General features: G+C 66.5%; 11 protein-coding genes. 6 read left to right on the top strand and 5 right to left on the bottom strand.

The genetic code is table 11. From position 1 onward, the window contains the following. Window positions 1-13 precede the first annotated feature (13 nt). The 4 genes from hydE to KA248_05930 all read right to left on the bottom strand — a co-directional run bounded on the left by hydE (window position 14) and on the right by KA248_05930 (window position 4,226). On the bottom strand, window positions 14-997 hold the full coding sequence (gene hydE, locus KA248_05945; GenBank protein MBP7829440.1) for a [FeFe] hydrogenase H-cluster radical SAM maturase HydE: 984 nt from the start codon (window positions 995-997) through the stop codon (window positions 14-16). A gap of 106 nt (window positions 998-1,103) precedes the next feature. After that, on the bottom strand, window positions 1,104-2,600 hold the full coding sequence (gene hydG / locus KA248_05940) for a [FeFe] hydrogenase H-cluster radical SAM maturase HydG (GenBank protein ID MBP7829439.1): 1,497 nt from the start codon (window positions 2,598-2,600) through the stop codon (window positions 1,104-1,106). Next, complete coding sequence (gene hydF / locus KA248_05935; protein ID MBP7829438.1) at window positions 2,597-3,922, bottom strand: [FeFe] hydrogenase H-cluster maturation GTPase HydF; 1,326 nt, start codon at window positions 3,920-3,922, stop codon at window positions 2,597-2,599. Before hydF ends, hydG begins: the two co-directional genes overlap by 4 nt. A gap of 49 nt (window positions 3,923-3,971) precedes the next feature. Further along, a complete protein-coding gene (locus KA248_05930) occupies window positions 3,972-4,226 on the bottom strand; it encodes an iron-only hydrogenase system regulator (protein MBP7829437.1) in 255 nt (84 codons plus the stop codon). A gap of 250 nt (window positions 4,227-4,476) precedes the next feature. Between KA248_05930 and KA248_05925 the strand changes: the two genes are divergently transcribed. The 6 genes from KA248_05925 (at window position 4,477) to KA248_05900 (ending at window position 9,865) form a co-directional block, all read left to right on the top strand. Continuing rightward, a complete protein-coding gene (locus KA248_05925) occupies window positions 4,477-5,601 on the top strand; it encodes a glycosyltransferase (protein ID MBP7829436.1) in 1,125 nt (374 codons plus the stop codon). Window positions 5,602-5,616: 15 nt separating this feature from the next. Beyond that, window positions 5,617-6,321 (top strand): glycosyltransferase, encoded by a 705-nt coding sequence (locus KA248_05920; protein ID MBP7829435.1) that lies wholly within the window; start codon window positions 5,617-5,619, stop codon window positions 6,319-6,321. 5 nt (window positions 6,322-6,326) lie between these two features. Next, complete coding sequence (locus tag KA248_05915) at window positions 6,327-7,259, top strand: hypothetical protein (protein ID MBP7829434.1); 933 nt, start codon at window positions 6,327-6,329, stop codon at window positions 7,257-7,259. A 67-nt stretch (window positions 7,260-7,326) separates the two neighbouring features. Next, the gene (locus KA248_05910; GenBank protein ID MBP7829433.1) at window positions 7,327-8,022 is read left to right on the top strand and encodes a glycosyltransferase family 2 protein; all 696 of its coding nucleotides are present in this window, start codon (window positions 7,327-7,329) and stop codon (window positions 8,020-8,022) included. Window positions 8,023-8,034: 12 nt separating this feature from the next. Then, entirely contained in the window at window positions 8,035-8,412 is a 378-nt protein-coding gene (locus tag KA248_05905; GenBank protein MBP7829432.1) for a hypothetical protein, read from the top strand. A 61-nt stretch (window positions 8,413-8,473) separates the two neighbouring features. Continuing rightward, a complete protein-coding gene (locus KA248_05900; protein ID MBP7829431.1) occupies window positions 8,474-9,865 on the top strand; it encodes an 8-oxoguanine deaminase in 1,392 nt (463 codons plus the stop codon). On the opposite strand, the gene KA248_05895 is transcribed toward KA248_05900, so the two are convergent. Continuing rightward, window positions 9,862-15,219 (bottom strand): LamG domain-containing protein (locus KA248_05895; protein MBP7829430.1); only part of this gene is annotated, 5,358 nt, incomplete at its 5' end. The two genes, KA248_05900 and KA248_05895, sit on opposite strands and share 4 nt — an antisense overlap.

Raw genomic sequence — 15,219 nt, 5'->3', positions numbered from 1 at the left:
GCAAGCTGGCTTCCTACAGAACGGCTCGGTCCGAATCCCCCCGTTCCAGGCTGGCCGTGCGGCCGGCCTCCCGGATGGCCCGGCGGGCGGATTCCAGGCTTGAGCGGATGCGGTGGTCGTACATTCGATAGCTCGCCCGGTACGCATCCGGCGTCCCGTTGACCATGATCACGTTGCAACCGGAGCGCAATCCGGCCGCGAACCCTTCCGCGGGATCGAGCGTCGCCAGCGCCGTGGTCGCCGGCAGGTGGGTGCGGGGCGATGCGATGCGCGCCAGGGCCAGCAGCCGCAGGACGGTCTCGCGCTCGCCGGTCGGCTGGTCGGCGAACGGGGTATCCGCCTGCGGCAGGAACGGTCCGATGCCCGCCATGTCGGGCTGGAAGCGCTGGAGGAACAGGATTTCCTCCGCCAGGTCGTCCGTGGTCTGGCCGGGCAGGCCGACGAGGAAGCCGACGCCCACCTGGTAGTCCAGCTCGCGCAGCCGCTCGATGATCTGCATCCGCGCGGCGTGCGACTGCCCGGGATGGATGCGGTCGTAGAGCGCGGCATTGATGGTCTCGTGCTTCAGCAGGTAGCGGTCCGCGCCGGCCTCCCGGAACGCGGCGTAATCCTCCAGCGGCCGCTCCCCAATGGAAAGGGTGATGGCCGCGCCGGGCGCGTCGGCCTTGATGCCCCGGATGAGGTCGCAGAGCATGGCGGTCGTGTAGTGCGCGTCGTCGCCGGACTGGAGGATGACGGTCCGGATGCCCCAGCGCAGGAGGGTGGCCGCGGCCTGCCGGATTTCCGCGGGACTCATCCGGTAGCGCTTCAACCGCCGGTTGTCGCGCCGCAGTCCGCAATACTGGCAGTTGCGCGCGCAGCAGTTGGAGAACTCCACGATCCCGCGCAGGAAGACATCCTCGCCGCAGTGCTCCCGCCGCACCGCGTCCGCCCGCTCCATCAGGCCGCGCGCGTCCGGCGCCGTCAGGGCGTCGAGGATGTCGTTCTTGATCAGCATCGCATCGTCCGATATCGAATGTCCGCAACGGTCTCGCAGGAGCTCGACCCTCCATGAATCGCCCGCCTGGAGGGCGGAGCGCCCGCGACGCCGCGATCGCTCGCCGTCACAGGAACAGGTCCCGCTCGCCGCGCGCCGTTCGCTCGTAGAACTGCATGAACACGGGATAGCCTTTCGGATTCTGCTCCCGGATTTCCGCCAGTTCCTGCTGCAGGATCCGCTCGCCCGCCGCCTGCGTGGCGGGGCTCGCGAAATCGTCCAGCCATTCGCGGAACGTCAGGACGGCGTTCAGCTTGCAGAACTTTCCCTCTCGCCCGCTGCGCAGCAGGTCCATGATGCACTGCCCCGTCCGGCCACACCGGTAGCCCGCCGTGCAGAACGATGTAATATAGCCCATCTCCGCGAGTTCGCGAACGACGTCGTCCAGGCTCCGCGTGTCGCCGAGCAGGAACTGCTGGCGCGAGCCCTGCTGCTGCTCGTAGGCCTCGCTGTAGGCGCCGACCCCGATGCGCGAGGACGCGTCCGTCTGCGTGCAGCCCAGCGGGATAAGCCGGCGCCGCATGGCGGCGTTTTCCCGCGCGGTCAGGATCATCCCCGTGTACGGCACGGAAAGCCGGATGACGACCACCGCGCGCTCCATGTCCTCGTCGCGCACGAGGAACCGGGACTCCTGCGCGAAGGGCGTGCTCTCCGCGGGTTCGAGCCGGGGGAAGGAGATCGTGTGCGGGCCGATGCCGAACGCGCGCTCCAGCTCCCGCGCGTGGTAGAGCAGGCCCATGACTTCGAACCGCCAGTCGGCCAGGCCGAACAGCGCGCCGATCCCCACGTCGTCGATCCCGGCCTCCATCGCCCGGTGCATCGCGTACAGCCGCCACGCGTAGTCGCCCTTGATCGTGCCGGCAGGATGCAGCCGCGCGTACGTCTCGTGGTGGTAGGTTTCCTGGAAGACCTGGTACGTGCCGAGCCCGACCTCGTGCAGGACTTTCAGTTCCTCCACGCGCAGGGGCGGGGCGTTGACGTTGATCCGGCGGATCTGCCCGTAGCCGATCCGGGCCTTGACCTTGACGCTGTAGATCGTGCGCAGCGATTCCGCCATGAAATCCACCGCGGAATCCGGATGCTCCCCGTAAACGACAATTAACCTCTTGTGACCGATTTGCCCGGCCAGAACCTCGGCCTCGCGCCGGATTTCGTCCTGGGTCAGCACGCGTCGCTCGATCGCCGCGTTGGCGCAGCGCAGGCCGCAGTAGAGGCAGTTGTTGACGCAGCGATTGCTCAAGTAAAGCGGGGCGAACGTGACGATCCGGTTGTCGTAGACCTTGCGCTTGATCCGCGCGGCGGCGGCCTTCATCTCCGTCCACAGCTCCGGGTCGGATACGTGCAGCAGGGCGGCGGTCTCGTCCGGTTCCAGGGTCTGGATGGCCTCCGACTTGGCGATAATGGCGCGGATGCGGGCCGGCTCGGGATCGCGGTTCGCGCGCAACCGCGCTTCGATCTCGGCGTCGGGGATGAAATCGCCCGGGCCGGCGCGGTACTTGTGGATTTGATCGCGCACGATGCGGTCGCGGGACCAGGTGGAACGCTCGGTGAGATGAGCGGTCATGGCAGGCTCCCCGCATGACGATCCAACTTCCAACGCTCAACGTCCAACGTCCAACTTCCAACTGTTGGTTGTTGGTTGTTGGACGTTGGTTGTTGGACGTTGATTCCTTTCAGAAACGGTTCCAGCACCCGGGGCAGCACGCCCTGGAGGTGCGAGATGCAAAGGCCGTAGTTCGTGATCGGCACGCCCGCGGCGGCGGCCTTCTCGATCCGGGCCAGCACCTCGCGCTTGGTCAGCATGCACGCACCGCACAGGATGATCAGCGAGTACGACGCCACGTCCTCCGGCCAGTCGCGGCCGGAACAGACCGTGATCTCCAGGTCGAACCCGAGATGCTTCTTCAGCCAGCGCGGAATCTTCACGCGGCCGATGTCGTCCTCCACGGCGTGATGCGTGCACGCCTCGGCGATCAGCACGCGGTTCCCCGGCCGTAGCCGGTCGATGGCCGCCGCGCCCTCGGTCTGCCGCGCCAGGTCGCCGCGGAACCGGGAGAAGAGAATCGAAAACGTCGTGCACTTCACGCCGGGCGGCGTCTCCGCGACCATCCGGTGCACGACCTGCGAATCGCACACCACGAGGTCAGGCGGCTTGGCCAGTTGCGACAGCAGGGCGATGTACTCGGTCTCGCGGCAGACGGCCACCATTTCGCCGTGGTCCAGCGCGTCGCGGATGGCCTGCACCTGCGGGAGGATGATCCGCCCTTTGGGCGCCTCCTTGTCGATGGGGATGATCAGCACGATCAGCCCGCCGGGCGGGACCAGGTCGCCGAGCAGGCTGGGCGCGGCGACCACGTGGTCGGGGCACATCTCAAGAAGGTGCTGCTTGAACCGGTGGACCACGCGATCGCGCTCCGCGCCCGTGAACGGTTGGCTGGCGCACTGGAGCACGCGCGGGATTTTCGACCGGACCGATTCGACGAAAGCGGACGCCGGTTCCTCCAGGTCCGTTTTATTGATGACCGCGAGGACCGGCGTCCTGCGCGCGGCGAACTCGCCGAGCAGTTCATCCTCGAACGTCGTCCAGCGGTTCGGCTCCAACAGCAGCACCGCGACGTCGATGCGGTCCAGCGCGCGGCGGGTCCGGCCGACGCGGCCGGCGCCGAGCGCCGAGGCATCGTCCAGGCCGCCGGTGTCCAGGAACGCGACGGGGCCGACGGGCAGCAGTTCCATCGCCTTCTCCACGACGTCGGTGGTCGTGCCGGGGATGGGCGAGGTCAGGGCCACGTCCTGCCCGGCGACCAGGTTCAGGAAGCTGGACTTCCCGACGTTGGTCCGGCCGAACAGGCCGATGTGCAGCCGCAGGGATTTGGGAGTCTTTTCCATGTGGAGTATGACCGCGGATTGCGCGGATAGACGCGGATAGATGGCGGAATTACATCTTGGCCGTGGTCATGGCCGATTTGACAGAGACGCCTTCAATCTGGCCGAGCTGGCCCGTCAGGCTGCCGACCTCGTCCGTGGTCGCGCGCACGATCAGGGTGATGACGCTGTGGTCCTCCTCCAGGTGGGGGATGCCCATGCGGCCGTAGATCAGGTCGCCGAACTCGGTGAGCACCTGGTTGACCAGCCCCGCGCTCTTCCTGCGGTTTTCCACGACGATCCCGACGAAACCCAGTCGCTTCTTCATGACGTACTCCTGTTTCGATGTGGAGGCGCTTCTGCGAAGCGCCCGGGCGGCTCATAGAGCCGCCGCTACAGCCCAGGCAAAAAAAACCGGCCCGCCTGCGAGGCGATGCCGGATCACTTTGCTTCCGTTCCGCCCTTGACATCAGAGCTCGCGCTCCTCGTCGCAGGTTTTCTGCACTGTACCGGCCGGCGCGCCCGGAGTCAAGGAAGGGACGGGTTTTCGTTTGGCCTGCGCGGCGAGCGGGGGTAGCATGGCCCGCATGCGGATCGCTTTTCTATTGCAGGACACGGGGCGGATTTACGGGGCCGAACGGGCGACGCTGGACCTTGCGCGCGGCCTGCGGTCCGCCGGCGTCGAGGTCGCCGCGTGGCTGATCGAGGAATCGCGGCTGGGCCTGGAAAAAAGCCAGTTGAAGGCCGCGATCCTCGATGCGGGCCTGCCTTGCGTCGCGCTGCCGGTCCAGAGCGCTTTTTCGCGGGACCTCTTGCGGGCGCTCCGGGAAAAAGCGGGGAGCGAGAGGCCGGATATCGTTCACACGATCGGGCCGAAAGCCACGGTGCATGCGGCGTGGGCCTTACGGGGCCGGTTACCGCTGGTGACCACGGTCCACGGCTGGCTGTTCCGGCCGGACCTGAAAGAGCGTTTCTACGAATGGCTCGAATTGCGGGCGTTCCGGCGGTTCGACCGGGTGATCACGCTCTCGCGGCATTACGAGCACTGGCTGGCCGCGCGGGTGGGGGCCGGGCGCGTGGTCCGGATTCCGTCGGGGTTCCAGACCCGGGGCGAGGCGGAATCTGTAGCCGCGGTCGGCGACCGCGGCCACAGCCTCCTGAAGTTCGGCATGCTCGGCCGGTTGAGCTGGGAGAAGAACCACGAGTTGTTCTTCCGGGCTGCGCGCCGATTCCTGGACGGCGGCGGGGCGGCGCGGTTCCTGGTCGCGGGGGAGGGCCCGGAGCGGGCGAGGCTGGAAACGCTTCGGGCCGAACTGGGGCTGGAGACGGACGTCGAGATGGCGGGCTACGCGGCCAGCGAGGAGTTCTTCCGGAATGTCCACGCGCTGGTACAATGTTCGCGGATGGAAAACCTGCCCTACAGCATCATGGAGGCCATGGCGCGGGAGCGGCCAGTCCTCGCGACGCGCGTCGGCGGGATACCGGACCTGATCGAGGACGGAGTCAGCGGCTTCCTCGTTGAGCCGGGCGACGAGGCGGCGCTGGCCGAGCGCATGACACGGCTTGCCGATGATCCTGGACTGGTGGTACGCATGGGCAAAGCGGGGCGCGAGAAACTGGAACGCGAGTTCGCCACGGGGAAAAACATCGAGGATCATATCAAGCTCTATACGGCCCTCCGCCCCCTGAACCCTGAACCCTGAACCCTGAACCCTCCCATGCCCCTCGTCAGCATCATCACCAGCACCTACAACCGCGCGACGATGGTGCGCCGCGCCATCGAATCCGTGCGGGCGCAGACCTTCGGCGACTGGGAGCACATCATCGTCGGTGATTGTACGCCGGACGACACGGAGTCCGTGGTGCGATCCTTCAACGATCCGCGGCTGCGGTTTTACAACCTGCCGGAAAAATCCCCGCCGGGCAGCCACGGGGCGATCGCCAAGAACCATGGCATCCAGCGCATGGCCCGGGGTGAATACATTGCTTACCTGGATGACGACGACCGCTATCTGCCGAGATTTCTCGATGTGATGATGGGCTCCCTGCGGGCCCATCCGGAGGCCATGCTGGCGTACTGCCGCTCCATGTACCGCGACAAGAAAACAGGTGCCCGCCTGTGGGGCAACCCGTTCCAGCGCTGGCTGCACGGGTACTCGAAGGAAAAGCTGCGCCGCTACAATTTCCTGAACACGAATTGCGTGATCCACAGGAAAAGCGTGGTGGACGAGGTGGGCGGCTGGGATCCGGCGTATTACTTTGACGACTACGAATTGTGGCTGCGGATCAGCGCGCGGTACGATTTCCACTACGTAAACCGGGTCCTGGTGGAAACCTACGTGGAGGAGCCGTCGTTCCTCGTCCGTGCATTCCGAAAGGGCTGGCATATCTTGCGCCGCGGCCGCACGACGCCGGTGGAGTAGCGGTTATGACCCCGGCCACGGTCGCGTCGCGGAGCTTCATCTTCTTGCTCTGGGCGGGTTGCGCGCTGGCGCTCCTGGTTCCCATGCCCGGGTTGGAGGCCGGTCGCGTCGCGGACTATGCCCGCGATTTTCTGCATGTGCCGTTGTTCGCCCTGCTGACCTGGAGTCTCTGGCGCACAGGGATCCGCCGCGCATGGGCGTTGGCGACGGTATTCCTGGCCATGGGCCTGGTCGAGGTCATTCAACCCTGGGTGGGCCGGGAGGCGGAGGCGCGGGATGCGCTGTTCGGCGCGGCAGGATCCGCGATGGCGGTGGCCTTGAGCGCCGCGTTTCGAACCCCGGACCCGCGGAAACGCGCGGCCTGGCGAAGCCTTGTGCTGGTCCTGGGGGCGGCAGTTCTGCTGCCCCTGTGGCTTGTAATGCTGGATCGCTGGGAAGCGCGCCGCGAGTTTCCCGTCCTGGCGTCCTTCCGCGCGCCGCTTGAACCCGGCCGCTGGAAGGGGCAGGGCTGCTCGATGGAGCGGGTGAAGAGCGCGGGACGGTCGGCCTTGCGCCTCACGGTGCTGCCGGGGGCGGATTACCCCGGGGTTTTCCTGGTGGAGGCGCCCCGGGACTGGGCGGGCATGCGGTGTCTTGAGATCACAATGGCGTGGCCCGGGCCCGGCCCGCGGGAGTTCTGGGTGCGCGCGGATGACCGGCCGGGTTCTCCTCCCTATGCCGACCGGGTTCAGGTCTCCACGATTGTGCGTCCGGGTATCCAGCGCTGGTCCGTTCCGCTCGACGCCCTGTCCGTCACACCCGGGGGGCGGCCGTTCGATTTCAGCCGGGTTGTTTCCCTGGGTGTTTTCATGGGAGAAGGCCGGGCCGGCGAAAGGTTCGACCTGTTGGGTATCCGGTTGGCGCCCGGGACGAACCGCCCCGGTGCCGCGCGTCAATAGTATTGACTGTGACCCCTTCCCATTGAAATATCTCTGCGCGCATTAAGCGGCATACCGGAGACAAGACATGAAGCTTTCCATCATCATCCCGGTCTACAACGAGGAGCCGACCGTCGAGAAGCTGGTGGAGACCGTAGAGGGGGTGGCCGTTCCCGTGGACAAGGAACTGGTCATCGTCGACGATTGTTCCCGGGACCGGACCCGCGAGATTCTCCAGGGCTTGAAGGCGCGGTACTCCAATATCCAGCTCGTGTTTCACGAGAAGAACCAGGGGAAAGGTGCGGCGCTGCGCACCGGCTTTGCCGCGGCCACGGGCGATATCCTGCTGATCCAGGATGCCGACCTGGAATACGATCCCCATGAATATCCGCGCCTGCTGCAGCCCATCCTCGACGGGCACGCGGACGCGGTCTTCGGGTCGCGGTTCCTCGGCGGCGGGCCGCACCGGGTGGTGTTCTTCTGGCACTACGTCGGCAACAAGATCCTGACCATGCTCTCCAACATGATGACCAACCTGAACCTGACGGACATGGAGGTCTGTTACAAGCTGTTCCGCCGGGAGGTCATGCAGAAAATCTCGATCCGGGAGAACCGCTTCGGCTTCGAGCCGGAGATCACGGCCAAGGTGGCCAAGGGGCATTGGAGGGTGTACGAGGTGCCCATCTCCTACTACGGGCGCGATTATTCCGAGGGCAAGAAGATCACCTGGAAGGACGGCTTCCGCGCCTTGTGGTGCATCGTCAAGTACCGCTTCGTGAACTGACGGATCGGCGGGATGCCGGAATCGAAAGGCATAGAGATCGTCTGCGCGGCCTGCGGGGCCGAGGCCCTGCTCCGGCGGGAACCCCGCTACGAGGGCTTCCGGAAGACCGGGGAAATCCTGACGTGTGCCGCCTGCGGCCACGAATACGCGTCCGAGGAGGAGGTGCCCTTCAAGGAAAAAGGCCGCCCGCACGTTTTTTCCGAGGCGGATCGTTCGGCGCCGGTGCATGTGTTCCGCGAGGGGGAGGCGGAACGCCTGTGCCGCCATTGCGTTCATTACGTGATCAATCCCTTCATGCAGTGGTGCGGCCTGCACCGCAGGGAAGTCGAGGCGACCGACACGTGCGCCCGCTTCCAGCGCAAGCCGGAGCCCAAGCCGCCGCCGTTGTAAGACCGGTTAACAGGAGGCCCGCCCGACCGTATACTAGGGCCCGAGAAAGGAAGAGTGCCCCATGGCCGAACTTTTAATCCGGAATATTCACACGCTGGTGACGATGGACGCGAAGCGGCGCGTGCTCCGGGACGCGGACGTCCGCCTCGCGGACGGCCGCGTCGCGGAGTTGGGGACCCGGCTGGAGGCCCGGCCCGGCGTCCGCGAACTGGACGGCCGGAACTGCGTCGCCTACCCGGGTTTCGTCAACACGCACCACCATTTGTACCAGACCCTCACGCGGAACATCCCCCGGGTGCAGAACGCCAAGCTCTTCGACTGGCTGATCAACCTGTATGAGGTCTGGCGCGAGCTGGGCCCGGAGGCGGTCGAGGTCAGCACGCGGGTCGGCGTGGGCGAGTTGCTGCTCTCCGGCTGCACCACGACCACCGATCATTTCTACGTGTTCCCTCGGGGTGCCCCGCGGGAATTCCTGGACGTCGAGATCGAGACCGCGCGGAAGATCGGCGTGCGCTTCCATCCCACCCGCGGCAGCATGAGCCGCGGCCGCTCGCAGGGCGGCCTGCCGCCGGACGACGTGGTGCAGACGCCCGACGAGATCCTCGGCGACTGTGACCGGCTCATCGCGAAATACCACGACCCGAACCCCTTCGCCATGTGCCGGATCGTGCTGGCGCCGTGCTCGCCGTTCTCCGTCACGACTGAACTGCTGGCCGAGACCTCGAAGTACGCGCGGACCAAGAAGGTCTTCCTGCACACGCACCTCTGCGAAACCAAGGACGAGGAGGACTTCTGCCAGAAGACGCTGGGCCTGCGCCCGTTGGACTACATGGAGAAGACCGGCTGGGTGGGCCCGGACGTCTGGTACGCGCACGGCATCTACTTCAGCGACGAGGAAATCAAGCGCCTCGCGGAGACGAAGACGGGGGTGGCGCACTGCCCGGCGTCCAACCTGCGGTTGGGCTCCGGTATCGCGCCGATCCCGAAGATGCTCGAGGCCGGCGTGCGCGTCGGGTTGGCGGTGGACGGCAGCGCGAGCAACGACGCCTCCAACTTCGCCCGCGAGATGCAGCTGGCCATGTTGGTGCACCGGGTCGGAACCGGTGTGGACGCCATGCCGCCGCAGAAGGTGGTCGAGATAGCGACCCTGGGCGGCGCGGCGATCCTCGGCCAGCCGGAGATCGGGAGCGTCGAGCCCGGCAAGGCCGCCGACCTTGCCCTGTTCCGCCTCGACCGGCTCGAGTACGCCGGCGCGATGGCCGACCCGGCTTCCGCGCTGCTGTTCTGCGGGGCGGGCCCGCGGGCCGAGTACACGATCGTGGCCGGCCGCGTCCTCGTCGAAAAGGGGCGCCTCGTTGGAGAGGACGAGGAGGCGCTGGTCGAGCGGGCGAACCGGGTAGCGGAAGCGATGCTCTCCACCGCCGAACGGAAGCAGAACCGGTCCTATTGCTAAGGCGAAACGAGTCCGTAGCCGCCGGGGTGCGTGGCCTCGGCGTATTCCACGCTGTTGGGCACCGTGTCCCCGTCGGGGTCGTCGTCGCCGTCCCCATCGAGATGTCCGAAGTAATAGCTTTCCCATGCGTCGGGCAGCCCGTCGAGATCGTCATCCTGGATGACGATCGGGCCGGGACAGGCCGACCAGGCGCCATGATAAACATTGGTGCCGGTGACCTGGCCGTCCTCCGAGAAGCTGTAGACATGGAAAAGGCTTCGGGCCCGCCAGTACAGTTCCTGCCTCACGGGAAGGGGATCCGTCAGGAGCGAATGGGAGTGGTAGGGCATCATGGTGGCGGCGCCCTGATTGGTGATGGCAAAGGTCGGGGACGTGCTCAACTCCCACTCGTAGCCGGCGCTCTGGTCGATGTAGGACCAGTGGAAGAAGACGGAAACGTACGAGGTCGTTCCGCCGTCCGGGTAGTGATAATCGATCGGTGTCCACAGGCGTGAGAACCGCTCCCGCAGCCAGGCGTCCGCCACTTCCGGCACGTAGGTGGCGCGCTGGTAGTCGCTGGTAAATCCGGGCCAGTTGACGAGCAGGGCCGCCGAGTAGGGGACCACCATCTGCGAGCGAAAGGCCGGCGACACGGCGTGCCCGACGTCCTGGGTCAGCCAGCCGATGTTGTAGGTGAAGGTCGTGACCCCGTTTTCGATCCGCGGGTACGAGTAGGTGTGCGCCATGGCGTAGCTGCCGAACCCGCTGTTGGTGCCGGTGATGTTCTTGAGATACTCCAGCTGAAGCCGGATCTCCTCCTCGAGCCGCTCGGGCGCGGTTCCGTAGGTCTGCGACCGGCCGTTTTCCATGACCATCCATTGCAATCCCGGGATGCGGGCCAGCAGGTGGAGGTCCACGCCGGCATTCAGGGACCAGGGGGCGGACGGGGAGATGAAGTAGATGGCGCCGCGCCAGTAGGGATTCGAGGCGTTTAACTCCTCGAGGTGTTGTACGTAGCCGGCCATGAGATTCGCGAAGACCACCGTGCGCCACTCCCACCACTTCGCCCAGTGGTCGGGGTCGGTCGTGAGTTCCAGGCGGTTTGTGACGGAATCGTCCAGCACGAGCTGTGAGAAAGGCGGAGGATTCGTGTCCGTCGCCATGCGGATCGGGACCGGGCTGACCGGGAAGCGAATCTGGCTGTAGGCCGGGCCGTACTTGGCGCTGGTGTATTCGCGGAACCAGGCCAGGCTATGAGAACTGTACGTGGGGCTCAACAGGTACGGGGATCCACCCGGCAGCAGGGCGTCCTCGTTGAAGAAGAAGTGGGTGTAATTAGAGAACGCGGATAGGTTGGCCCGCCAGACGGCCAGGTATTGCGTCACGCTTTCCCGGTGCCCCAAGTCCACTTGGGAAGCCAGGTAGGTTCCATCCCCGTACCACGCAGTGTTGGTCAGCGTGACGCGTCCCTGGCCCCCGGAGGCATCCACGCGCAGGTTCTCCGCCCAAGCGGAGATGGAGTTCGAATACTGCCAGCACACCTTGGCGTCCAGCCGGTTCCAGGAGCTCATGGCGATGTCCAGGCCTTCCTGGTTGCCGATCCGGATGGCGGTGGCCAGGTTTTCCTCCATGATGTCCCAAACGGTAGGCGACAGTTTGGCCCAGCCCAACCAGCTGATTTCATATTCCACCGAATCGGTCACCTGGCGGTAGCGGCGGATCAGGGTGCGCATCTCGTTGGTGGACACATATTCAGGCAGGGTGCGCGGGCGGGTGATTCCCTGCAGCAGGGTACGTGGGCGTGGCCCGGGATCGGGGGCGGAAAAGACCCCGCCCCCGAACGGTGCCGCCGGATTGGTGGCCACCATGCCGTAGGGTTCGGTGCGCACGCGGAACTCGATCACCGTCCCCTGCAAGGGGTACAAGGAGCCCGGACCCGCGCCGAACAAGGTCCGGTTGGAATCCACCACGGTGGTCAGCGGGGCCGTGATATACGACGCGTTGTAGTACCAGTCGCCCGAATCCCAGTTGTATTCCGTCAGCCGCGGCGTGGTGACGTGTCCCGCCGAAGACTGGCGGTCCAGGCCGTTGACGAAGAGCCGCATCTCGGCTCCGTTGGTGGCGCCCGTGAAGCCCCGCCAGGCCGCCGTGACGCGGTTGATCCGGCCGGGCAGGAGATAGCCGTCCCCAACCAGCCGCTTGTGCCGGATGGAGTGGCGCGTTCCGGTCGCGTCGTACAGCACGAAATTCAGCGCGTCGTCCTGCAGGAAAAGATGGATCTCCTGTCCGGGATTGGAATCATTGAAATAGGCCAGGTATTGGAGCGGCTCGTTGGTCGACCAGGCGCCGGGCACGAACTGGATGTCCAGCGCGCCCTCCGAGCCCGTCGGGCCCTCCGGCAGACGCGGATCGAGCCCGTTCCGGAAAGCGTCGAGATTGCTGACGCCGTCCCCGTTCATATCCGCTTGCGCGTCGAACAGGCTGTAGAGTTCGGACACGGTCAAATCCCGGTTGTACACACGCAGGTCATCCACGGCCCCCCGCCACCACGAATCCGGCGTATTGACGTGCCCCCGGCCGATCCATAGCTCGTTGTTGTCACCCCGGCTGAAGGGCGTCGCCTGTTCGTCCGTCTTGACCCCGTTCACGTACAATCGAGCCATGGCGCCGTCATACACGGCCGCCACGTGAACCCATTGTCCGGTTCGCTCCTCGATCCAGCGACCGGCTCGCGCCTTCACAGCCTGCTGGGTCTCGTGTCCGACAGACCAGGTCATCTGGTTTTCGTTCGTCTGCACCCGGAGATGGAAGCCCGGCCAGTACTGGCCGCCCAGCCAGCGGCAATCCGAAATGAGGGTGGGATAGGGCCGCATTGGGAGCGATTCCTGCCGGATCCATGCCGTGACGGTGAACGCGGACGCGGTCACGACGGGAACCGGAATCTGGCTGATGGAAATATAGCTGTTGGTGCCGTTGAACCGTGCGGCGCCGCCATGCATCCCGGCAATCCGGTCTGCCGCGGCGAATCCGTAAGCGCGGGGCGCCATCCCGCCCGGAACCGAGTTGACGACGTTCGTGCCGGTCTCTTCGTCGAACTTCAGCCAGCACGCCAACCTTTGCTCGGGGCGCATTCCCGAAAGGGGATCGAGACCGTACTGTTGCTCCCAGCCGTCGGGCAACTCGTCGCCGTCCGTGTCGGCGCGCAGGGGATCGGTACCCGTGGTATAGATTTCCGTGGAATCGGTCAGGCCGTCGTTGTCACTGTCGCTCTGCAGCGGGTGCGTGCCGAGCGCGTGTTCCTGCGCATTGGTGAGGTCGTCGCTGTCCGGATCCCCGTCGGAGCCGTCGTCGCCGATGTCGGAAAGCGGATTTAATCCCATGGCGACTTCCCAGGCATCGGGCAGGCCGTCGGCGTCCGTGTCGGCGAGCAAGGGGTTGGTGCCGTAGACCATGACTTCCTGGTAGTCGGAGAGCGTGTCGTCGTCGGAGTCCGCGTCGCGCGGATCGGTGCCGGCCTGGTACTCCTGCAGGTTGGTCAGCCCGTCGGTGTCCGTGTCCAGCGAGGGATCGCTCGCCAGCGGGTTGAGCCCGTGCAGGATCTCCCACGGGTCGGGCATGCCGTCCGCATCGGTGTCCGCCAGGTTCGGGTGCGTGCCGTAGCCGTATTCCTGCAGGTTGGTCAGCCCGTCGGTGTCCGGGTCGCCCGCCGCGTCGTTCACCAGCGGGTTGAGCCCGCGGTCCAGTTCCCACGCGTCGGGCAGGCCGTCGGCGTCCGTGTCGGCGGAGAGGGGATTGGTGCCGTGCACGATGACTTCCTGGTAGTCGGAGAGCGTGTCGTCGTCGGAGTCCGCGTCGCGCGGATCGGTGCCGGCCTGGTATTCCTGCAGGTTGGTCAGCCCGTCCAGGTCCGGGTCGTCCGCCGCGTCGCCCACCAGCGGATTCGTCCCTTTCGCCGCTTCCCAGGCGTCCGGCAGCCCGTCCGCGTCCGTGTCCGACGAGAGCGGGTCGGTCAGGCGGACCTTCACTTCGTCGTAGTCGGAGAGCGTGTCGTCGTCGGAGTCCGCGTCGCGCGGATCGGTCCCCGCCTCGTATTCCTCCCCGTTCGTCAGCCGGTCGCCGTCCGCATCGCCGATCCATTCGTTGACTTCGCCCAGTGCGTGGGTCCCCAGCGCCGCGCGGAAGATCCGCACGTCGTCGATCCGCCCGCTCCACCACGACTCGGCCGGGTCCACGTGCCCGCGCCCGATGTAGAGCTCGTCGTTCCGCACCGCGTCGAACCCCGTCGTGCGCGAGTGCGTCTCCACCCCGTTGACGTACAGCCGCGCCCGCGTCCCGTCGTGCGTGATCGCCAGGTCCACCCACTGCCCGTCGTACCGCGCGCTCCAGTTGGTCACCGCCATCACGTAGAAGAGCTGGTTGCTCGTCCCCGCGTGCGCGTTCATCCAATCCGCCGCCCGGTCGTACCGCAGCAGGTATCCCGGCCACCGCGAGCCCGAAAACCACTTGCCGTCCGAGAGCACCGACGGGAACAGCTTCGCCCCGGCCCCCTCCCGCCAGACCGTCGCCATCACCGTGAACGGCGCCCCCGTCACCACCGCCCCCGCCGCCTGGCTCACCGCCACGCAATCGTTGACCCCGTCGAACCACAGCGCCCCGCCGGCGCGCCCCGCCACCCAGTTGGCCGCCGTCATTCCCTGCAGCACCCCGTTCCACCCGCTCCCCGTCCGGTTCGAGGCCACCGTCCCCGCTCCCTCGTCGAACGTCCAGTGCGCCGTCAGCCCGTACCCCAGGCCCCCGTCCGACAGCGGATTGAACGCGTACGCCACTTCCCACCCGTCCGGCAACCCGTCGCCGTCCGTGTCCGCCCGGAGCGGGTCGGTGTGCTGCACGAGCAGTTCCTGGTAATCGTTGAGCCCGTCCGCGTCGGTGTCCGCCAGGTTCGGCTGCGTCCCGTAGCCGTACTCCTGCAGGTTGGTCAGCCCGTCGGTGTCCGGGTCGCCCGCCGCATCGTTCACCAGCGGGTTGAGCCCGCGGTCCAGTTCCCACGCGTCGGGCAGGCCGTCGGCGTCCGTGTCGGCGAGCAAGGGGTTGGTGCCGTAGACCATGACTTCCTGGTAGTCGGAGAGCGTGTCGTCGTCCGAGTCCGCGTCGCGCGGATCGGTGCCGGCCTGGTACTCCTGCAGGTTGGTCAGCCCGTCGGTGTCCGTGTCCAGCGAGGGGTCGCTCGCCAGCGGGTTGAGCCCGTGCTGGATCTCCCACGGGTCGGGCATGCCGTCCGCATCGGTGTCCGCCAGGTTCGGGTGCGTGCCGTAGCCGTATTCCTGCAGGTTGGTCAGCCCGTCGGTGTCCGGGTCGCCCGCCGCGTCGTTCACCAG

This window comes from Kiritimatiellia bacterium (genome assembly GCA_018001225.1).
In the GTDB taxonomy this organism is placed as follows: Bacteria; Verrucomicrobiota; Kiritimatiellia; order CAIQIC01; family JAGNIJ01; genus JAGNIJ01.
This window is presented reverse-complemented; position numbering and strand designations above follow the sequence as displayed.

Coding starts and splice junctions, on each gene's coding strand:
- hydE (MBP7829440.1), bottom strand. CDS start 997: ATGCTGATCAAGAACGACATCCTCGACGCCCTGACGGCGCCGGACGCG.
- hydG (MBP7829439.1), bottom strand. CDS start 2,600: ATGACCGCTCATCTCACCGAGCGTTCCACCTGGTCCCGCGACCGCATC.
- hydF (MBP7829438.1), bottom strand. CDS start 3,922: ATGGAAAAGACTCCCAAATCCCTGCGGCTGCACATCGGCCTGTTCGGC.
- KA248_05930 (MBP7829437.1), bottom strand. CDS start 4,226: ATGAAGAAGCGACTGGGTTTCGTCGGGATCGTCGTGGAAAACCGCAGG.
- KA248_05925 (MBP7829436.1), top strand. CDS start 4,477: ATGGCCCGCATGCGGATCGCTTTTCTATTGCAGGACACGGGGCGGATT.
- KA248_05920 (MBP7829435.1), top strand. CDS start 5,617: ATGCCCCTCGTCAGCATCATCACCAGCACCTACAACCGCGCGACGATG.
- KA248_05915 (MBP7829434.1), top strand. CDS start 6,327: ATGACCCCGGCCACGGTCGCGTCGCGGAGCTTCATCTTCTTGCTCTGG.
- KA248_05910 (MBP7829433.1), top strand. CDS start 7,327: ATGAAGCTTTCCATCATCATCCCGGTCTACAACGAGGAGCCGACCGTC.
- KA248_05905 (MBP7829432.1), top strand. CDS start 8,035: ATGCCGGAATCGAAAGGCATAGAGATCGTCTGCGCGGCCTGCGGGGCC.
- KA248_05900 (MBP7829431.1), top strand. CDS start 8,474: ATGGCCGAACTTTTAATCCGGAATATTCACACGCTGGTGACGATGGAC.